Source organism: Bacillus sp. CCB-MMP212 (assembly GCF_022748145.1).
GTDB classification, from domain to species: Bacteria; Bacillota; Bacilli; order Bacillales; family Bacillaceae_G; genus Bacillus_A; species Bacillus_A cereus.
In genome coordinates this window covers 467,772-488,050 of sequence record NZ_JALDQE010000002.1, presented here as the reverse complement: position 1 = coordinate 488,050, position 20,279 = coordinate 467,772, and the positions used below count along the sequence as shown (strand labels likewise).

Below are 20,279 nucleotides of genomic sequence, written 5' to 3'. Positions count from 1 at the left end.
TACATCCTCCTTCAGTTTAAATCTTTGCAATAAAAAAACTCTTTGTGCCTGTGCACAAAGAGTCCTATACTTTCGTATGCCAAATTTGACATATGAAAGCCAAGACCCTTTGGCAGCCTCACAGGACTACATTTAAAAGGGCTTTACTTATCGTATATGCTTACTCGATCTTGTTGATCTGTCTCTTGCAAATCAACTTCGATACGCTCTTCACTTGATGTTGGAATGTTCTTTCCTACATAATCAGCGCGAATTGGTAATTCACGATGACCTCTATCAACAAGAACCGCCAATTGAATTTGAGATGGTCTACCTAAATCCATAAGAGCATCCATTGCTGCTCGAACTGTTCTTCCTGTATATAATACGTCATCAACGAGGATAACTTTTTTCTTCGTAATATCTACAGGGATATCAGAACCTTTTACAAGTGGTTCTTTATTTTTGGATTGTAGTGTTAAATCATCACGATATAACGTAATGTCTAACTCTCCAACTTCCATTTCTTTTCCTTCAATTTGACCAATTCGTTCTGCCAAACGTTGTGCGATAAAAATTCCACGAGTTTTAATTCCGACAAGAACACAATTATCGACACCTTTATTTCGTTCCACGATTTCATGACTAATTCGTGTTAAAGCGCGGCGAATCATTTGGTCATCTAAAACGACAGCTTTCTCTTGCATGCTCTACACCTCCAAGCTTTTTTTCTTGCGTGAGAGTAATGGTATAAAAAAAGTCCTCTCAGCGTGTGCGAGAGGACTTTTGAAAAAAGGGTACAACATACCCTAAGTATTTCAAACCGTTACCTTCTCAACCTCACGGGGCTGTGTTAAAGGATCATTATTTAACTGTTGTCAGTATCTCAGTTTTCTTATGATTTGTCAATACTATTTTCGTAAAATATTTAATGCGTCTTCAAACACTTCTGGAATCGGTGCCTCAAACTGAATATATTCACCAGTACGAGGATGATCAAAGCCTAAAATACCCGCATGAAGTGCTTGTCCATTCATATCTAACGTTTTCTTCGGACCATACTTCGGATCTCCTGCAAGTGGATAGCCAATATATTTCATATGAACACGAATTTGGTGCGTACGTCCCGTTTCTAAGCGACATTCTACAAGTGTAAAGTCTTTAAAACGTTCTAACACTTGGAAGTGTGTAACAGCGTTCTTACCATTTTCATCAACTGTCATACTTTGACGCTCTTTCTTATCACGACCAATTGGTGCATCGATAGTTCCCTTATCATGCGGAATCACACCGTGTACAATCGCTTTGTAACGTCTCGTTACTGTTTTGGCTACAAGCTGATTTACAAGCGATTCATGTGCCATATCATTTTTAGCAACCATTAATAGTCCAGATGTATCTTTATCAATACGATGCACGATACCTGGACGCATTACACCGTTAATGCCTGATAAGTCTGTACAATGGTGCATAAGGCCGTTTACAAGTGTACCACTTGTATGCCCTGGTGCTGGATGTACAACCATGCCACGTGGCTTATTTACAACAAGCACATCTGCATCTTCATAATAAATTTCTAAATTTAAATCCTCTGGTTGAATATCTAGCGCTTCTGGCTCAGGAATCGTTACTGTAATTTCATCTTCTTCTTTTACTTTATAATTCACTTTTACTGCTTTCCCGTTCACTGTCACAACATCATCTTTAATCCATTGCTGTACTTGTGAACGTGACCATTCGTTATTTATCCCTGTAACGAATTTATCAATTCGCTCGTTTTTTTGCTCTGCTGCAACTGTTACTTGTACTACTTCACTCATTCAATTACTCCTTCGCTTTCTTGCCTTCTAATAATGTTTGAATAATAATTAATACAACACCAATACATAATGCTGAATCAGCTATATTGAATACTGGATAGTTGTACGAGAAAATATACACGTGAATGAAATCCACTACTTCTTGTCTAAATACACGATCAATAAAGTTACCAATTGCCCCGCCCAAAATTAGACCTAACGAAATACCTAGAAGCTTGTCTGTTTTCGCATACTTTTTCATATAAAATACGATAAACACTACAAAAACAACTGTAATAATGTAGAAGAACCACATTTTATTTTCTAAAATACCCCAAGCAGCGCCTCTATTTCGATGTGATGTTATGTATAATACATTGTCGATAATCGGAATACTCGTACCCAATTCCATGTTCTTTACAATTAACCACTTCGATATTTGATCGATAGCAATGACAAATAACGCTATTACATAATATATCATTTTCATTTCCCCCACAAAGACAGTGTACCTCAAAATTTTAGCATAGCTGCTACCTTTTCACAATGAACCTTTATAGAAGAATAAAATAAATTTAAAAAAGGTAATATAATATCGTTGTGCGTATTCATACATTTACCTTTTCATAGAAGAATTCATGAATCGTACGAGCAGTCGGCATTGTCTTCATTTGCTTTGTCGAAATTAATCTCCCCGTCTCTTCACAAATACCGTACATGTCTATTTCCATTTTAAATAATGCGCGTTCTACATCCTTTAAATCCTCTTTTATATCATGTAATAGCAATTTTTTCTTTATCTCTTCCTTAATTTCATATCCAAGCTCTTGGCTGAACTCGACATCATATTTGTGCATTACTTCTTTAGCTAGTCTCTCTTGCAACTCTTTTCTCATCAATTGCAATTCTTCTTTTATTTCCATGTAAATTTCATTCACGTGTACATTCCTCCTAGCTGTAATGTACAGTTAGTGTGTCCGAAATTTATTTGCTTACCTCACACACATTTTTCCTTCACAGGAAAGAGTCTGAAAAGTTTTTTTGATATGCCATCAACAAAAAAACTGACTGCATGAATAGCAGTCAGTTTTTTATTATTTTACATAGTTTTCTTTAACAACTGTTGCACAACGCTCACATAATGTTTCATGTTCAGCATCTTTACCAATTGTTTCTGAAACTACCCAACAACGTTCACATGTTTCACCAGTTGCTTGAGCAACAACAACCGCTGTATGTTCATACTTCGGTGCATCTGCTGGCGCTTCATCCATCATACCACCAAGTTTATACTCAGAAACGATGAATAATTGCTTTAAGTCTTCGCTAATAGACTCTAACATAGCTTTCATTTCTGCAGTTGGATATAGCGTAATGCTTGCATTTAATGACTTACCGATTACTTTTTCATTACGAGCTACTTCTAGTGCTTTTAACACGTCATCACGTAATGTCATAAATGCATCCCATTTTGTTTTTAACGCTTCCGCGTCATCTAATTGTACAGCTTCTGGCATATCAGTTAATTGTACACTTTCTTCTGTTACGCCTGGAATGTATGGCCATACTTCATCAGCTGTATGCGGTAAGATTGGTGTTACAAGTTTTGTTAACGCAACAAGAACATCATATAATACAGTTTGAATTGCACGACGATCTTCGTGATTTGCACCTTCAATGTATAAAATGTCTTTTGCAAAGTCTAAGTAGAATGAACTTAAATCAATTGTACAGAAGTTATGAATTGCATGATACACAGCAGCGAAGTCGTATGTCTCATATGCTTCTTTAACTTTTGTAATTAAGTCATTTAATTTCACTAACATGTAACGATCTACTTCACGAAGTTCAGCTACAGCTACTGCATTTTCACTTGGCTTAAAGTCGTCTAAGTTTCCTAATAAGAAACGGAATGTGTTACGGATTTTACGATACACTTCTGCTACTTGTTTTAAAATATCATCTGAAATACGTACGTCAGATTGATAGTCAACAGAAGATACCCATAAGCGTAAAATGTCTCCGCCTAATTGATCCATAATTTTCTTCGGTACGACGATGTTTCCAATCGACTTACTCATTTTACGTCCTTCACCATCTAGTACGAAACCGTGACTTAATACGCCTTTATATGGAGCTTTACCTGTTACAGCAACTGCTGTTGATAATGAAGAGTTAAACCAACCACGATACTGGTCAGATCCTTCTAAATATAAATCAGCTGGACGCTGTAAATCTTCGCGCTCTTCTAATACCGCTTGGTGAGAAGAACCTGAATCGAACCATACATCCATGATGTCTGTTTCTTTACGGAATTCGCCATTTGGGCTACCCGGATGTGTAAATCCTTCTGGTAATAGATCTTTCGCTTCACGCTCGAACCATACGTTAGAACCGTGTTCACGGAATAAATCTGCTACATGGTTAATTGTTTCATCCGTAATAATTGGATCACCATTCTCAGCATAGAATACCGGAATTGGCACACCCCATGCACGCTGACGAGAAATACACCAGTCACCACGGTCACGAACCATATTATGAAGACGAGTTTCTCCCCATGCTGGTACCCATTTCGTTTCCGCTACAGCTTCTATTAATTCTTTACGGAATGCTTCAATAGATGCAAACCACTGTGCTGTCGCACGGAAAATAATTGGTTTTTTCGTTCTCCAATCATGTGGGTATGAATGTGTAATGAATGTTAGTTTCAGTAACGCGCCTACTTCTTCTAATTTTTCTGTAATTGGCTTGTTAGCTTTATCATAGAATAAGCCTTCAAATCCAGGTGCTTCATTTGTTAATACACCTTTATCATCGACTGGGCAAAGTACTTCTAATCCATACTTTTTACCAACAACAAAGTCATCTTCCCCGTGTCCTGGTGCTGTATGAACACAACCTGTACCTGCATCTGTTGTTACGTGATCTCCTAGCATAACTAATGAATCACGATCGTAGAATGGATGTTTTGCAACTGTGTACTCAAGTTCGCTACCTTTTACTGTTTTCACAACTTCAGCATTTTCCCACTCTAACGTTTTTGCAACTGTCTCAAACAGCTCAGAAGCAATGATATATTTCTCATCATTTACTTTTACAATACTATATTCAAGCTCTGGGTGAACAGAAATACCTAAGTTTGCAGGTAATGTCCAAGGTGTTGTTGTCCAAATGATGTACTTTTCATCACCTTCTAATACATTCTTTCCATCTTTTACAGGGAATGCTACGTAAATAGATGCTGATTTTTTATCTTGATATTCAATTTCAGCTTCTGCTAAAGCAGATTCACTCGTTGGAGACCAGTAAACTGGTTTTTGACCTTTATAGATATAACCTTTTTTCGCCATGTCACCAAACACTTTAATTTGTTGTGCTTCATAAGCTGGCTCTAAAGTAATATATGGATTATCCCAATCTGCACGTACACCTAAACGCTTAAATTGTTCACGTTGACGTTCTACTTGTTCATATGCATACTCTGCACATAACTTACGGAACTCAGCAACTGTCATTTCTTTACGTTTTACGCCTTTATTTGTTAAAGCTTGTTCAATTGGTAAACCGTGCGTATCCCATCCTGGAACATATGGCGCACTAAAACCAGTCATTGATTTATAACGAACAATAAAGTCTTTTAATACTTTATTTAATGCATGTCCCATATGAATGTCACCATTCGCATATGGAGGTCCATCATGCAATACAAATAAAGGACGACCTTTTGTATGTTCTTGTACTTTTTCGTAAATATTCATTTCAGCCCATTTTTCTTGCATTGCAGGCTCACGTTTTGGTAAGTTCCCACGCATTGGGAACTCTGTTTTCGGCATCAGTAATGTATTTTTGTACTCCATGCTCAATTCCTCCTTACATGTATAAAAGAAATACTTAAAAAACGGAATAAAAAAGAGACTTTCTCATCCCAAAAAGGGACGAGAAAGTCTCCCGCGGTACCACCCTAGTAGATCATATACATATGTATAGAATCCTCTTTATATTCTTAACGCGAATACACGCCTACGCTTACTCTATTTGTTCAGCGCGGAACTCCAGGGTGATATTCCCACTATCTCCTTATCCTGAGCTTACACCATCCTCAGTTCGCTATATAAGGTTTGAAAAGGTACTTATCCCTATCTTCGTTTTTCTTAATAAATATGTTGTTTAAAATTATATGTAATAATGAGAAAAACGTCAAGCTTACACTGTTTCTTCTTTTTTCAACAGTTCATCTACTTCGTCTTCTAACTCAATTAGTTTATCCCAATCATCGTTGTTTAACATTTCAAGCTGTGTTTCTAATAACATACGGAAACGAGTTCGGAATACTTTCGCTTGTTTCTTTAGCTCTTCAATATCAAAAGCAACTTTTCTTGATTTTACTAATGCTTCGTTAATAATACGATCAGCATTCTTTTCAGCTTCACGCACAATTAATTTCGCTTCTTTTTGCGCATTACGTTTTACTTCTTCCGCTGCTTCTTGCGCAACAACGATAGATTTGTTTAACGTATCTTCAATATTAGAGAAATGATCTAACTTCCCTTCTAACTGCGCAACTTTTTCTTCTAAAGCTTTTTTCTCACGAATGACCAATTCATAATCTTTGATAATTTGATCAAGAAACTCATTTACTTGATCTTCATCATAGCCACGGAATCCGCGACCAAATTCTTTGTTATGAATATCTAATGGTGTTAACGGCACAACGCCACCTCCAAGTAGTTATCTAAATTTCCTCTTTCAATTATATCTTTTCTTCGACAAAATAGGAGGATTTCCTTCTAAAAAACCAATCATTTTAGTATACCATACAAAATTCTCCATTTGTCGCGTTTTGTTCTACCTTCCACAGAAAATAATTTACTTCGGCCATATCCTCTAACAGAAAAAACGTCTCCTGGATAACATTCATAAGAAGTTTGCTCCACTGTTTTCCAATTGACTTTTACTAAACCATTTTTTATGAAAGGTTGTACTTTCTGTCTAGATAAATGTAACATTTCAGCTAACATAACATCTAAACGAAGTGAAGAAACCGTTCCAGATTTCTCCCCCCACGTTTCATGTATTTGTAGAATTTGTTCTCCTTGTACTGCTGATAAGGAGACTTTTACTTTTCCTATTGCTTGTAAGTTCATCTCAATGTACGATACGATTTCTTTCGCAACTACAATTTGGGCACGATTTTCTTGCAGCAAAATATCACCACATTTTTCTCTCGTTAAACCAAGAGACATAAATGTACCTAATATTTGCCTATGTTCTAGCGTATAAAACTTGGAAGGATAGTCAATTTCTAATACTTCTACTTGAAATTCTTCTTCATTTAATTCTAGATAGTCTGGATAAATGAGTGCTCTTTTACGCTCTGCATTAGGCGTTGCACCACCAAATTGCACAGCGACATCTCCTTGTCCAATTACCATAGAAACAATTTGTTGCTGTCTTGGATCAAGGAAATCTGTTAATTTCACTTGATGGTACTCCGCTGTTCGCTTCCACTCCAGCACTTTATCTACAAAGACCTCTTCATCAGGCCTAAAATGTTCGTAAATGCTCATGTATTTAACCTCTTACTATAAGAAATAACTGAACAAACTGAACAAACCACTTTTAGCAAGTTTTAACGCAAAAATCGCAACGAGTGGAGAAATATCAATCATACCAAGCGGCGGAATAAATCTGCGGAATGGTTCTAAATACGGTTCACAAATTCGCGCCAAGAACTCTCCAAAAGATGATTCCTTTGCACCAGGAAACCATGATAGGAGAATGTAAATAATCAGTGCCCACGAGTAAATCTCGATAGCAGAACTTAACACCATTAAAACTGTTGTCATGGCGTATTACCACCTCTTTATATTTGTTTCTTCTTCTTCACCGAATAACTCTGAAATTGCACCAACAATATCAACATTTTCAGGTGTACACATAAATGTTTTCGGTCCTATTTTTTGAATGTCCCCGCCTATAGCGTATACAGTACCACTTAAAAAGTCAACGATACGTACCGCTTGATCAGTAGACATTCTCTGCAAATTAATTACAACAGCTCGTCTACCTTTTAAGTGGTCCGCAATCCCTTGTGCTTCCGAATATGTGCGTGGTTCTAATAAAACAACTTTTGAAGATTGTTTTGCTGTTTCAATACTCACAACATTTTGCTTCGGTTGCGCTTTTGGAAACGTAACATCTTGTTGTTCTGGTGGATCTTGCTGCTTTTTCATGTCTGTTTGCTCCTTTTCATAACCATATTGAGCTGCTTCTTTTTCTTCCGGTGTATCAAAAAAGAAGTATTTTACTTTTGACCAACTCATAATAAGATTCTCCTTCCTTTTACGCTTTTCCTACTAAAATCGTTCCCAAACGAATATATGTAGCCCCTTCTTCAATTGCAATCGTGTAATCGTTGGACATTCCCATTGATAATTCTTTACATGGCGCATGTAATAACTCTAGCTCCTGCACCTTTGTTTGCAACATACGTAATTCCTTAAAACAGCGTCTGATTTCTTCCTCTTCTTCTGTAAATGGAGCCATCGTCATTAGTCCAACCACTTCAATTTTATCGAATTCTTGCAAACTTTGAATAAAAGAAACAACCTCTTCTATTGCTAATCCTTGCTTCGATTCTTCAGATGAGGTTTTCACTTGAATAAAGCATTTCACTTTCTTATCAGCACGTTTCTGAATTTCTTTCGCCAGGGAAAGACGATCTAACGAATGTAAATAATCAATTTCATTAATGATTTCTTTTACTTTTCTCGTTTGTAATGAGCCAATAAAGTGCCAATTAACTTTTGAACCGAAATGCTCATATTTCTGTAAGAAACCTTCATTTCTATTTTCACCTAAATCGATAATTCCAGTTTCAATTACTTCGTTTGTTTTTTCAATCCCTACAGTTTTTGTCACTGCAACAAGTTTAATATCTTGCAACGAACGTCCAGCTCGAACGCAAGATTCTTTAATAGCTTCGTTTACAATTACTAAATTTTCTTGTACTGTCACTTGCTTCCTTCCTCCTTAAAACCTATGAAACTCAACATTCTTCCTGTCTTACCTTGATCACGACGATGAGAGAAAAATAGTTGCTCTTCACAGCTTGTACAAAGAGATGACATTACAATATGCTCTTCTTTTATGCCTGCTTGTACACATAATATACGATTAATTTCTTTTAAATTAATTGCGTACTGCCCGTCAGAAATTTTTTGATGAGGAACAGCACCGTTAATTACTTTCTGTGCTGCTGTTAATACACGATCATCCACAACATAACAACAAGATCCAATCGACGGTCCAATTGCAACATGAATTTCATCACTTGAAATACCTTCTGCATTCCACTTTTGAATCATTTCCTTTGCAATCTCTTGTACAGTGCCTTTCCATCCAGCATGCGCAAGTCCTATCATACCATGTGATGGTGCATAAAAATAGAGCGGAACACAATCCGCGTAACAAGACGTTAACAGAACATCTTCATTACTCGTATAAATGCCATCTGTTTTTGAAATGCCGTCCTCATATGAATAAACGCCACTTCCTTTTTCCTGTTGCCCTACTTTTTCAACATGATGATCATGAACTTGTTCAGAGCAAATCCAGTTTTCTAATGGTTTTTGTAACTTATTTGCTAAAATGCGTCTGTTTTCATGAACGTTCTCCACGATATCATTCACATGTAATCCTAAATTCATCGCATGAAAGGAGCCCGTACTTATCCCACCATCTTTTGTCGTAAATCCAGCAGTAATGTTTCCAAGTTCTTTCCACGCTTGTAAATACAGTATACCGTCCACATATTCAAATGGTTCTCTCATAATAAAGCGGCTCCTTTTAATTAAAATAACAGAAAAAAGCATGGTACTTCCTGTCTATTTTACCATACTTTTATTTTTTCATAATCCTAACAGAAAAAAAAGAGGAATTTGTAATATTCTTTATGAAATTGTCGGTGTTTGTATTGATTCTGTTACAGTATTAACAGGATCTACTCTTACAAGTATGACATCCTCCCCAATTTTCACAATTTCCTTCCAAGGAATTACAATCTCAACATCTTTTCCAAAAATACCTAGCATACGTGTCTGTTTGGAAATAATAACAGAACAAACTTGCCCTGTGTTCATATCAATTTCAATATCTCCAATATTCCCAATCCTTTTTCCATCTGAAATATTTATAACATCCTTCATCTGTAACTCTGAAATTCGTATCACCATTTTTACCCTCTCCCTTATATGACGAATTGGAAGCTGTTTCTCATATTTACAGGAAGCCACCTATACGAAACACCATGCTAGTTTCATTATATGAACACTAATCCCCTACTATGAGCACAAACCATATTACATATAAAAAGGTCTCACCATAATTGGTGAGACCTTATCCTTGAATCGTTTTATTCATTTGTTTAATGGCTGACTTCTCTAAACGTGATACTTGAGCTTGGGAAATCCCAATTTCTTCTGCAACTTCCATCTGTGTCTTTCCTTGGAAGAAACGTTTTCTAATAATCATTTTCTCTCGATCATTTAAACGCTTCATTCCTTCTTTCAATGCTAGTTCTTCAACCCACTGCTCGTCCTTTTGTTTTTCATCACTTAACTGATCCATAACAAAGATAGGATCTCCTCCATCATTATAAATCGGTTCAAATAATGAAACTGGATCTTGAATTGCATCTAAAGCAAATACTATCTCTTCATGAGTTACTTCTAGCACTTTTGCAATATCCATTGCTGTTGGTTCTTTTGAATTTTCTGCAATTAACTTCTCTCTTACTTGCAAAGCTTTATACGCAATATCTCGCAATGAGCGCGATACGCGAATCGGATTATTATCACGCAAATATCTGCGTATTTCCCCAATAATCATCGGCACAGCATACGTTGAAAATTTTACATTTTGGCCTAAATCAAAATTATCAATTGATTTCATAAGTCCGATGCAACCAACTTGGAATAAATCGTCAACATATTCTCCTCTGTTATTAAATCTTTGGATGACGCTCAGTACAAGACGTAAGTTTCCATTCACTAATTTTTCTCTTGCGCTTATCTCTCCACTTTGCATTTCACGAAATAATTTACGCATCTCTTCATTTTTTAATACTGGAAGTTTAGCTGTATCAACACCGCAAATTTCTACTTTGTTTCTCGTCAAAGTGTTCCCTCCTATCGGGAGTTGCTGTACAGTGTAAAGTATTTCCTTTGAAGGGGATTTTATGCATATGGTTTTTTCACGATTTTTCATTTAAATTATCTTTCCTAATACAACTAAATAGAATAAGACCAGCCTACATAACGGCTGGTCCTATTCTTCACACCATTTTATTAAATTCTTTTCGTAATCTTTTTATAATTCTTTTTTCTAAACGCGAAATGTATGACTGTGAAATCCCAAGCATATCCGCCACATCTTTTTGCGTCTTTTCCTCTCCTCCAGCAAGCCCAAACCGAAGTTCCATAATTTGTTTTTCACGATCATTTAATTGGTGTAATGCTTTCATTAAAAGGTGACGATCTACAGTAGCTTCTAAATCTTTTGTAATAATATCATCATCTGTACCTAACACGTCAGACAACAATAGTTCATTCCCATCCCAATCAATGTTTAGCGGTTCATCAAAAGAAACTTCCGAACGATTTTTGTTATTCCGACGTAAATGCATTAAAATTTCATTTTCTATACAACGCGATGCATATGTTGCTAATTTTATTTTCTTTTCTGGATTAAATGTATTTACCGCTTTAATAAGGCCGATTGTTCCTATACTAATTAAATCTTCAATATTTATCCCTGTATTTTCAAACTTTCTTGCTATATATACAACGAGCCTTAAGTTGCGTTCAATAAGTAATGACCTTGCTGCCTGATCTCCTTTTGGCAATTTATTCAAAAGAACTTCCTCTTCTTCTTTCGTTAACGGTGGTGGCAACGCTTCACTTCCACCAATATAATAAATTTCATCGGTCTTAATTCCTAATTTCAGCAATACTTTATACCAAAGGTATACTAAATAAAATTTTAATTTCATCATATTATCCCGCCTCTCATTATTAAGCGATCACCATTTTTTGTGAAATCAACATTTTTGGATGCACAATACATTGATACTCCCCATTAGTAGACAGTTGTTGTGTATTTAATCCAATTAATACTTTGTTTACAACAATAGAACTACCTTCATGATCAACTTGCACACTGTCAGGCTTAATTGCCCACAAAAATTGACTTTCTACTCCTACTGCACGGAAAGGAATTAAACGTAATTTTGTCGCCCAACCAGAATCATTTTCTGGTATTTGAGGAATTTCTGTTTTGGAATAAATTTGTTCTGTTAACCAAGATGGTAAGCAATGTTCTAATGATGAAACATGCATAATCATAACGGGTGTTTTTGTTAATGGGTCGTAAAGTTGGTTCCCACTGTCAATAAGACCTGCCAGTTCTAGTTCTTCTTCCGCTAATTGAATTTTTACTTTCACAATTTGGTCATAGTGTATTTTCGTGACCTCTACGCTTTCAATACGCTTTTTAGAAAAATAATAAATTACCGGAAAACCAAAAATAACAAATAACCAACTAATTGGATCGCCGTAAGAAATTGACTGAGATTGAACCAATCCATTTACCATTTCATTCGTTTGCAAAAAGAAATGAGTTCCAATTAATCCTCCGCCAACCATAAAGGTTACAAAGTAAAAAGTAAAAACAGTTTGTGCATAATTTCTAAATGTTGTAAACCCAAATGCTGTATACACAATAAGTAACGAGTACAGTAGTTTCATAATTGGATGTGTCATCATAGAAGCAAAAGGAGTAAAGGCAAAAATAACAATAGTTGAACCTATAAATGCCCCTAACACAAGCCTCCATCTTTTGATCTTCTTTTTTAACACGGTAGCTGTTAATAAAAGCAAAAGAAAATCAATGCAGGCGTTTAACAACCAAACAACGTCGGCGTAAACAACCAAACAATTCACCTCTTTTTTCAAGTTGAGACTAGTATAATGCATATCCAATAGGAAAGTGTGTCAATTTGCGGAGGTGTTTTTTTGTTATTTTGTGATTTCTAGACATAATCTGTCGGTAAAAAATAAAAGTACAAATTCATAGAATGATATACTCTTATTTTCACCAACAAAATATATTGAAATATACGAAATAAAAAAAGACCTGCTTAGCAGGTCTTTTCCATTTAAAAAACAAAAAAGGAGCATGAAAGCTCCTTTTTTTATCGTCTACGACGGTTACGTAAAAATGCTGGAATATCGATATCATCTGAATCTGAATGACGCTCATGTACAACTGGCTCTTCACGCTTCATTTCACGTTTTACTTCACGTTGTTTTGAAGGTTGAGCTACTGGTTGTTGCTGTTGTTGCGTGTGGTTCGCATTCGGACGAATAATTGGTTTTGGTGGTTGAGTTGCAATGCTATCATCAAAACCAGTTGCAATTACAGTTACAACGATATCATCTTTTAATCCTTCGTTAATAACAGAACCGAAGATCATATTTACTTCTGGATCTGAAGCTGAAGCTACGATATCTGCCGCTTCTTGTACTTCATATAAGCTTAAGTTAGCGCCACCCGTAATGTTCATGATAACACCTTGAGCTCCATCAATAGATGTTTCTAGTAATGGACTAGAAATCGCTTTTTTCGCAGCTTCTGCAGCACGATTTTCCCCGTTACCAGAACCAATACCCATTAAAGCAGAACCTCTATTAGACATAATTGTCTTTACGTCTGCAAAGTCTAAGTTAATTAAACCTGGCGTTGCAATTAAATCCGAAATACCTTGAACACCTTGACGTAATACGTTATCAGCTTCACGGAATGCTTCTAACATTGGCGTATTTTTATCAACAATCTCTAATAAGCGATCGTTTGGAATTACAATAAGAGTATCTACATTTTCTTTAAATGCTGCAATACCAGATGCTGCTTGCGTCGCACGCTTACGTCCTTCAAAAGTAAATGGACGTGTTACAACACCAACTGTTAAAGCACCTAATTCTTTTGCAACTTGAGCAACAACTGGAGCTGCACCAGTTCCAGTTCCACCGCCCATACCGGCAGTTACGAAGACCATATCCGCACCACGAAGTGCTTCTTGGATCTGTTCTTTACTTTCTTCTGCAGCTTTTTTCCCTACTTCAGGGTTTGCGCCTGCACCAAGTCCACGCGTTAATTTTCCACCAATTTGCATTTTCGTTTCAGCTTTTGATAGATTTAATGCTTGTGCATCAGTGTTCACAGCGATAAAGTCTACACCTTGTACACCGTGTTCAATCATACGGTTTACAGCATTGTTTCCGCCACCGCCGACACCGATAACTTTTATATTCGCTAATTGATCTTGAGTAGTATCAAACTCTAACATGTCGAAATCCCCCTAGAACCTCATTTTTCGTGTCCAATTTTAATCCCATAAATAACGGAATACACGTTTTACTTTTGACATCATGCGGTCATCATTTTGATTATTATTGTTTTGATTACGAGTTTTTTGTTTTGCAGGTTGCTGTTGTACCGGCGTTGGTGCTGGTGCTGGTACTGGTTCAAAATGCTCTTGCTTTTCCTGCACATTTTTCCCACGTAATTTAGCTTTTTGATAAGAATGTTTAATTAATCCAACTCCACTTGTATATTGGGGCTCACGCACACCAATATAATCAGGAGTTGCTACACGAACATTTTCATGTAAAATATCATATGCAAGGTCAAGAACACCTGGCATAGAAGCAATTCCACCAGTTAGTACATAACCAGAAGCCACTTGCTTTACTCCTAACTTACGCACTTCATCTTGAACAAACATTAAAATTTCCTCTACACGAGCCTCTATTATATCCGATAATTCCAACTGAGAATATTGTTCTGTTTGATCACTTCCCATAATAGGAACCGTAAACATCTCTTCTTCAGATGCTGTATCATAAAAAGCATGTCCATATTTCAACTTAATTTGATCTGCATTTTCTGTTGAAGTTTTCAACCCAATCGCAATATCCTTCGTTATATGGTCTCCACCTAATGGTAATACGCTCGTCGCTTGTAACTCTCCATCTTTAAAAATAGATAAAGTTGTAGATCCTCCCCCCATATCAACAAGGGCTACTCCTCTATTTTTTTCATCTGAAGATATAGCAACTGTTGCAGCCGCTAAAGGTTGAAGACAAATATCAACAATTTCAAGACCTGCTTTTTCTACACAACGAAGTAGGTTATGTAGTAAAGTTCTCGAGCCTGTAATAAGTGTACCTTCCATTTCTAATCTTACACCGATCATCCCGCGTGGATCGTTAATCTCGTCAAGACCGTCTACGATGAACTGTCGAGGTACCACATCAATAAACTCACGTTCTGGAGCAATTGACACAACTTGTGCTGCATCTAGAACGCGTAAGACATCTTCATTCCCGATTTCACGATCTTCATTTGAAACAGCGACTACTCCGTGACAAGGAAGTAGCTGTACCTGGTTTGCATTGACACCTACTACAACTTGCTCAATGTGGATTCCCACCATGCGCTCAGCTTGTTCAATTGCTTTTTTAATTGATCGAACAGTCTCGTCTATATCAACTATCGATCCCTTCTTTAAACCATTTGATTTTACATTTCCAACACCAATAATGTTTAAGCTGTCATTAACCATTTCACCAATGATGACTTTAACATTGGATGTACCGATGTCAAGACTAACATATATTTCATTGCTGTTCATTCTTTGGCACCTCCTTCTTTATTTATACCATACAACTCAATATATGGAACAACAATCGCAACTTTACTATTTATAAGAAAAATATTCAACGTCTTTATACGTTTCCCTTTTTTAACCCTATATTTTTCTTATTTTTATTTAGCATTCAATTAAGAATATCGCAGTAAACTATGAATAACTGCTTATCTTGAAATAATTCTATTTCGAGTGTAAAGTTTACCGCCAAGTATAAGTCTACACTAAGATGTACTCATAGAAAAGTGAAACTTGTACCAATACTAGTATGAATCTAAGAATTTTTACATATTTTTCATCAAATGAACCATTCTTCTAAATTCGTATACATATAATAGAACATTCGTTTCGTTTTTTCTGCTATAATCAACGAAAACTACCATTCTATTCTTTTTTTTCTTCCGCACCTAATTCTTTCGTATATGCACCTACTTCTAAGTCAATTAATACCTTCTTACCTGGCTCAATTGTTTTTAAAATAAGCGGATAGGCTTCCATACGTTTTGCAAAATTTTGAATCGTAGTGCTCACTTCATAACCTTCATTCATATATAAAGTAAGATGATCTTCATTCGCATTCGTTGGTGAATAGCGAATCTCCGAAATAGATTTTAAAATAGCTGGTGTTAATTTTTCTAGTTCAGCGATTAACTCCTTCATTTTCTCTTCTTTAAAAGGTTCGAAAATCGGTGCTGCAACAGGAAGTTTTCCATTAGGTAGTACATCAAGCGTTTTTCCATTTTCTAATAACGGTTGTAATTTTCCCTCTTTATTTATATAGCCAATCGTTAAATATTCTTCGATATGAATATCAATCTTGTTTGGAAAACGTTTTTTTACATTTACTGCTTTAATTTCTTTTCGCTTCGTTAAGTTTTCTTCAGCTTTATGTGCTGTCACTCGGAAATAACTTGTATCATATGTCACGCCTGAATCCTTCATTACTTGCTCATCCGTCATATAGTGATTTCCAAACACACTAATCTTTTTTATATTACTAAGCGGAGACCGAAAATAAATTAAAAAGAGCACTAATAAAAATAAAATTGATATGTATAAAATCAATCGATGATTAACATTTTTTTTGTTTTTTTTCTTTTGATTTTTCAATTTTGGTACACGATCTTGTAGTTTAATCACTTTACTATTATTCATGTACGATCCCCCTATGTAACATAAAGAACGGCATGTTCCTCATGCCGTTCTTATCTTCTTATTATAACATAAATGATAATGAGCGGAACGAATAACCGTTATCTTCCAATGATTTCTACTTCTGTATGCATATCTACATCAAATTTATCCTTAATTGTATGTTTTATTAATTCAATTAAGGACAATACATCTTGCGCTGAAGCTCCCCCGGTATTAACAATAAAATTGCCATGCATTTCAGAAATTTGAGCTCCACCAATCCTATAACCACGAAGCCCTGCTTTTTCTACTAAATCTCCTGCAAAATGTGGGATTGGATTCCGAAATACACTTCCTGCACACGGGTGATTCCATGGTTGCGTTTCACGGCGGTAATCTTTATTATTTTGCATGCTACGTACAATTTCTTCACGTTTTCCCGCCTGTAATTGAAACTCCGCCTCTAAAACAATACCAGGACGTTTCGTTTGCAATACAGATGCCCGATAAGAAAACTCCAGTTCTTTATTCATTAACCAGTCAATTGTACCGTCTTCAAACAGAATGAGAGCCTTCGATAATACACTCGATATATCCGATTTATGTGCACCTGCATTCATATATACTGCACCACCGACACTTCCTGGAATACCGCTTGCAAACTCCAATCCAGCTAACCCTTGACGACTAAGTAAAGTTGACAATTTAATAAGAGGATATCCACTACCAACTCTTACCTTATGTTTTTCGACCTCTAAGTGATCTAATCCTTCTCCTAAACGAATAACAACACCTTCTATGCCTTGATCAGATACAAGAAGGTTTGAACCGCGCCCAATTACAGTCCACTTCGTTTTGTATTGCTTTACTAACTGTAATGTTTTTTCAATACCGGCTACATGCTTTGGCACAATTAAAATATCCGCTGGTCCACCTATTTTCATAGTTGTATAACGTGCTAACGACTCGTTAACTAAAACACGACCAACGTCTGCTTCTATAAGCTCATTTACTAATTGTTCCATAGACAATCTCCCCCATATTAAGTCTCCTTATGACAATAATATGCAGGGCGTTCACCTAACGTTATCCCTCTATTTACGGGCAGTACAGCTCCTAAATCAAAATTCGGCGGTAACAAAGAAGTTAGGCGAGAATCGGGATGCCAGTAAACATACGATTAGTGAAAGGTAATAATCAACGAGAAAGAATCACTCCCCACCGATTAAAGCCTCACTTTATTTTTTTACAAGCTTATTCATTACTTCATACAGCTTATTTGCTGCATCTGGAATACCTAGTTGCTTAGCAGCTAGCTTCATATTTTGTAATGTTTGTGCATCCAATAAAATCTCATCAATATCACGAATAAGCGTTTCAGCTGTTAAATCTTTTTCAAGTAACATTTTTGCCGCTCCTTTATCAACAACTGAACGTGCATTCTTTTCCTGATGATTATTTGTTACGTACGGACTCGGTATTAACACACTTGGTTTTCCTAACGCTGTTAATTCTGCAAGTGTTGTTGCCCCAGCCCTTGAAACAACAAGGTCTACACCAGTTAGTACCTCTGGCATATTATGAATGAACGGCTTAATAATAACATTGTTCGGGTTCCCTTTTTGCTTCACGGCTTCCATCACTTTGTCATAATGTACTTCACCTGTTACATATAGTATTTCGTAGCTTTTGTTCCCAAACTGTTCAATTGCTTCAACGAAGGCATCGTTAATCGGTCTAGCTCCACGACTTCCACCAAATATAAGTACAGACTTTTTAGGAAGAGAAAGCCCAACTGAACGTTTCCCTTTCATTCCATTTTGATCCATTACCTCTGATGCTCGCGGATTACCTGTCATTACCACTTTTGACTCTGGAAAATGCTCTGTAGCTGCTTCAAAACAAACAGCAACTTTATCAACATAACGACTTAAAAATTTGTTCGTTACACCTGGTACACTATTTTGTTCATGTACAATAGTTGGAATACCTAATTTGGCTGCAGCGTATACAACTGGTCCACATACATATCCACCCGTTCCAATTACGATATCCGGATTAAAACGACGAATATATCGTTTACTATCCTGTACACCTTTTAGAAAACGCATTACTGTTTTCACATTATCTAATGATATTTTTCGTTTAAATCCACTTATAACAATAGACTGAAATGGTATACCTGCTTTTGGAACGATTGTACTCTCTAGTCCATTTTCCGTACCAATATATAAAAATCTTGCTTCTGGATTTAACTTTTTTATTTCTCTAATTAAAGCAAGAGCTGGATAAATATGACCACCAGTACCCCCACCACTAACTAATACACGCACTACTAACTCCTCCGCTTCTCTTTTCTTATTTCCATTATATTTATTTCTATATACATATTGCATTTTTACACACATACGAAAAACCCTGTCTTATAAACAGGGTTTAGTAGCGAGAATGGCGACTTATATTTAATAATACACCTACTGCCATTAACATTAATGTCAAACTTGATCCACCATAACTTAAAAACGGCAAGGTAATACCCGTAACAGGCATCAGTCCTGTTACAACACCAACATTAATCATTACTTGAATCGCAATCATCGCCACAATACCTACTGCTAAAAACGTACCATATAAATCTGGCGCTCCTAATGCGATACGAATCCCGCGCCATAATAATAGACTAAATAATAATAACACAAATGAACCACCAATAAAACCTAATTCCTCGGATAAGATCGCAAATATAAAGTCAGTTTGTGGTTCAGGTAAATAAAGAAATTTTTGTCTACTTTGTCCAAGTCCAAGCCCGAATAATCCACCAGGTCCAATTGCGAGTAATGATTGGATAATTTGAAATCCACTTCCAAGCGGATCTGACCACGGATCTAAATATGATGTAATGCGTTTCATTCGATACGGCGCTGATGCAATTAATCCTACAAATCCCGCTACACCAATCAAACCAAACATTGCAAAGTGAAAGACCCTCGCTCCCGAAATAAATATCATAATGATACATGTCCCAACCATTACCGTTCCTGTCCCAAGGTCTGGCTGTAACATAATCATCCCAAAAGCAAGAAACACAAAACTAAGAGCCGGTAATAAACCACGTTTAAAAGATGTGATCAATTTTTGCCGTTCTGCTAAAAACTTTGCCAAGAAAATAATCATCGCAAACTTCATAAATTCTGATGGTTGAATCGAAAATGCTCCGATCCCAATCCAACTTCGTGCTCCTCCTCGAACAAGACCTACTCCAGGAATAAGAACGAGAATAAGAAGAATGAAGCAAACTAGCAAAATTACTTTTGAATACGTACGCCACACCCAATAATCAATTTTCATAATAAAAAACATAGCTACTACACCAAGACCCGCAAACAGTAATTGTCTTTTTGCAAAAAAGAATGAGTCCCCCATTTTATAAGAGGCCCAAACTGCACTCGCACTATAAACCATAATCATTCCGATTGTCAACAATGAAAGTGTTACGATGATGAGCATAAAATCAGGCGTTTTCTTCATTACCCACAAACACCACCTCTTTAGGCAGAACCTTTTGCCCTATGTAACAAAACATCAGTAGGTGTTAG

Annotated in this window: 21 protein-coding genes and 1 other annotated feature; all 21 genes read right to left on the bottom strand. The window is 36.3% G+C overall.

Annotated features, from left to right (window positions below; genetic code table 11):
* Window positions 1-143: 143 nt before the first annotated feature.
* The 21 genes from pyrR to spoVE all read right to left on the bottom strand — a co-directional run bounded on the left by pyrR (window position 144) and on the right by spoVE (window position 20,211).
* Window positions 144-686 (bottom strand): bifunctional pyrimidine operon transcriptional regulator/uracil phosphoribosyltransferase, encoded by a 543-nt coding sequence (gene pyrR / locus MRP26_RS07400; protein WP_001156491.1) that lies wholly within the window; start codon window positions 684-686, stop codon window positions 144-146.
* 204 nt (window positions 687-890) lie between these two features.
* A complete protein-coding gene (locus MRP26_RS07395) occupies window positions 891-1,799 on the bottom strand; it encodes an RluA family pseudouridine synthase (RefSeq protein WP_000005832.1) in 909 nt (302 codons plus the stop codon).
* A 4-nt stretch (window positions 1,800-1,803) separates the two neighbouring features.
* Entirely contained in the window at window positions 1,804-2,262 is a 459-nt protein-coding gene (gene lspA, locus MRP26_RS07390) for a lipoprotein signal peptidase LspA (protein ID WP_000642180.1), read from the bottom strand.
* Window positions 2,263-2,386: 124 nt separating this feature from the next.
* Window positions 2,387-2,716: a TraR/DksA C4-type zinc finger protein gene (locus MRP26_RS07385; RefSeq protein ID WP_001002956.1), complete on the bottom strand. Its 330-nt coding sequence runs from the start codon at window positions 2,714-2,716 to the stop codon at window positions 2,387-2,389.
* 156 nt (window positions 2,717-2,872) lie between these two features.
* Window positions 2,873-5,638 (bottom strand): isoleucine--tRNA ligase, encoded by a 2,766-nt coding sequence (gene ileS2 / locus MRP26_RS07380; protein WP_000455951.1) that lies wholly within the window; start codon window positions 5,636-5,638, stop codon window positions 2,873-2,875.
* Window positions 5,639-5,709: 71 nt separating this feature from the next.
* Window positions 5,710-5,933 (bottom strand) — a binding site (T-box leader).
* A gap of 51 nt (window positions 5,934-5,984) precedes the next feature.
* Window positions 5,985-6,491 carry a septum site-determining protein DivIVA gene (gene divIVA, locus MRP26_RS07375; RefSeq protein ID WP_001131611.1) on the bottom strand — a complete coding sequence of 169 codons (507 nt, stop codon included), beginning with the start codon at window positions 6,489-6,491 and terminating at the stop codon, window positions 5,985-5,987.
* An 89-nt stretch (window positions 6,492-6,580) separates the two neighbouring features.
* Entirely contained in the window at window positions 6,581-7,348 is a 768-nt protein-coding gene (locus MRP26_RS07370) for a YlmH family RNA-binding protein (RefSeq protein ID WP_000029713.1), read from the bottom strand.
* 15 nt (window positions 7,349-7,363) lie between these two features.
* A complete protein-coding gene (locus tag MRP26_RS07365; RefSeq protein ID WP_000214324.1) occupies window positions 7,364-7,627 on the bottom strand; it encodes a YggT family protein in 264 nt (87 codons plus the stop codon).
* A gap of 6 nt (window positions 7,628-7,633) precedes the next feature.
* On the bottom strand, window positions 7,634-8,104 hold the full coding sequence (locus tag MRP26_RS07360; protein ID WP_000119129.1) for a cell division protein SepF: 471 nt from the start codon (window positions 8,102-8,104) through the stop codon (window positions 7,634-7,636).
* Between the two features lie 19 nt (window positions 8,105-8,123).
* Window positions 8,124-8,798, bottom strand: coding sequence for a YggS family pyridoxal phosphate-dependent enzyme (locus MRP26_RS07355; protein ID WP_000218011.1), 675 nt, complete (start codon window positions 8,796-8,798; stop codon window positions 8,124-8,126).
* Entirely contained in the window at window positions 8,795-9,613 is an 819-nt protein-coding gene (gene pgeF / locus MRP26_RS07350) for a peptidoglycan editing factor PgeF (RefSeq protein WP_053563747.1), read from the bottom strand. Before pgeF ends, MRP26_RS07355 begins: the two co-directional genes overlap by 4 nt.
* Before the next feature lie 120 nt (window positions 9,614-9,733).
* On the bottom strand, window positions 9,734-10,015 hold the full coding sequence (locus MRP26_RS07345) for a YlmC/YmxH family sporulation protein (protein ID WP_000236749.1): 282 nt from the start codon (window positions 10,013-10,015) through the stop codon (window positions 9,734-9,736).
* A 163-nt stretch (window positions 10,016-10,178) separates the two neighbouring features.
* Window positions 10,179-10,958, bottom strand: coding sequence for an RNA polymerase sporulation sigma factor SigG (gene sigG / locus MRP26_RS07340; RefSeq protein WP_000197755.1), 780 nt, complete (start codon window positions 10,956-10,958; stop codon window positions 10,179-10,181).
* Between the two features lie 157 nt (window positions 10,959-11,115).
* The gene (gene sigE, locus MRP26_RS07335; RefSeq protein WP_000976948.1) at window positions 11,116-11,835 is read right to left on the bottom strand and encodes an RNA polymerase sporulation sigma factor SigE; all 720 of its coding nucleotides are present in this window, start codon (window positions 11,833-11,835) and stop codon (window positions 11,116-11,118) included.
* Between the two features lie 19 nt (window positions 11,836-11,854).
* Complete coding sequence (gene spoIIGA / locus MRP26_RS07330; RefSeq protein ID WP_000261975.1) at window positions 11,855-12,772, bottom strand: sigma-E processing peptidase SpoIIGA; 918 nt, start codon at window positions 12,770-12,772, stop codon at window positions 11,855-11,857.
* A 260-nt stretch (window positions 12,773-13,032) separates the two neighbouring features.
* The gene (ftsZ, locus tag MRP26_RS07325; protein ID WP_000888984.1) at window positions 13,033-14,187 is read right to left on the bottom strand and encodes a cell division protein FtsZ; all 1,155 of its coding nucleotides are present in this window, start codon (window positions 14,185-14,187) and stop codon (window positions 13,033-13,035) included.
* Between the two features lie 39 nt (window positions 14,188-14,226).
* A complete protein-coding gene (gene ftsA / locus MRP26_RS07320) occupies window positions 14,227-15,534 on the bottom strand; it encodes a cell division protein FtsA (RefSeq protein WP_001087557.1) in 1,308 nt (435 codons plus the stop codon).
* Between the two features lie 399 nt (window positions 15,535-15,933).
* Window positions 15,934-16,704, bottom strand: coding sequence for a cell division protein DivIB (gene divIB / locus MRP26_RS07315; protein ID WP_001065789.1), 771 nt, complete (start codon window positions 16,702-16,704; stop codon window positions 15,934-15,936).
* Between the two features lie 98 nt (window positions 16,705-16,802).
* Entirely contained in the window at window positions 16,803-17,708 is a 906-nt protein-coding gene (murB, locus tag MRP26_RS07310; protein ID WP_000437027.1) for a UDP-N-acetylmuramate dehydrogenase, read from the bottom strand.
* Between the two features lie 213 nt (window positions 17,709-17,921).
* Complete coding sequence (murG, locus tag MRP26_RS07305) at window positions 17,922-19,016, bottom strand: undecaprenyldiphospho-muramoylpentapeptide beta-N-acetylglucosaminyltransferase (protein ID WP_024927913.1); 1,095 nt, start codon at window positions 19,014-19,016, stop codon at window positions 17,922-17,924.
* A gap of 103 nt (window positions 19,017-19,119) precedes the next feature.
* The gene (spoVE, locus tag MRP26_RS07300; RefSeq protein WP_000753524.1) at window positions 19,120-20,211 is read right to left on the bottom strand and encodes a stage V sporulation protein E; all 1,092 of its coding nucleotides are present in this window, start codon (window positions 20,209-20,211) and stop codon (window positions 19,120-19,122) included.
* Window positions 20,212-20,279 lie beyond the last annotated feature (68 nt).

What these genes read in the sequence shown, in the direction of transcription:
- pyrR (WP_001156491.1), bottom strand. Translation starts at nt 686, where the DNA reads ATGCAAGAGAAAGCTGTCGTTTTAGATGACCAAATGATTCGCCGCGCT.
- MRP26_RS07395 (WP_000005832.1), bottom strand. Translation starts at nt 1,799, where the DNA reads ATGAGTGAAGTAGTACAAGTAACAGTTGCAGCAGAGCAAAAAAACGAG.
- lspA (WP_000642180.1), bottom strand. Translation starts at nt 2,262, where the DNA reads ATGATATATTATGTAATAGCGTTATTTGTCATTGCTATCGATCAAATA.
- ileS2 (WP_000455951.1), bottom strand. Translation starts at nt 5,638, where the DNA reads ATGGAGTACAAAAATACATTACTGATGCCGAAAACAGAGTTCCCAATG.
- MRP26_RS07370 (WP_000029713.1), bottom strand. Translation starts at nt 7,348, where the DNA reads ATGAGCATTTACGAACATTTTAGGCCTGATGAAGAGGTCTTTGTAGAT.
- MRP26_RS07365 (WP_000214324.1), bottom strand. Translation starts at nt 7,627, where the DNA reads ATGACAACAGTTTTAATGGTGTTAAGTTCTGCTATCGAGATTTACTCG.
- MRP26_RS07360 (WP_000119129.1), bottom strand. Translation starts at nt 8,104, where the DNA reads ATGAGTTGGTCAAAAGTAAAATACTTCTTTTTTGATACACCGGAAGAA.
- pgeF (WP_053563747.1), bottom strand. Translation starts at nt 9,613, where the DNA reads ATGAGAGAACCATTTGAATATGTGGACGGTATACTGTATTTACAAGCG.
- MRP26_RS07345 (WP_000236749.1), bottom strand. Translation starts at nt 10,015, where the DNA reads ATGGTGATACGAATTTCAGAGTTACAGATGAAGGATGTTATAAATATT.
- sigE (WP_000976948.1), bottom strand. Translation starts at nt 11,835, where the DNA reads ATGATGAAATTAAAATTTTATTTAGTATACCTTTGGTATAAAGTATTG.
- ftsZ (WP_000888984.1), bottom strand. Translation starts at nt 14,187, where the DNA reads ATGTTAGAGTTTGATACTACTCAAGATCAATTAGCGAATATAAAAGTT.
- ftsA (WP_001087557.1), bottom strand. Translation starts at nt 15,534, where the DNA reads ATGAACAGCAATGAAATATATGTTAGTCTTGACATCGGTACATCCAAT.
- divIB (WP_001065789.1), bottom strand. Translation starts at nt 16,704, where the DNA reads ATGAATAATAGTAAAGTGATTAAACTACAAGATCGTGTACCAAAATTG.
- murB (WP_000437027.1), bottom strand. Translation starts at nt 17,708, where the DNA reads ATGGAACAATTAGTAAATGAGCTTATAGAAGCAGACGTTGGTCGTGTT.
- spoVE (WP_000753524.1), bottom strand. Translation starts at nt 20,211, where the DNA reads ATGAAGAAAACGCCTGATTTTATGCTCATCATCGTAACACTTTCATTG.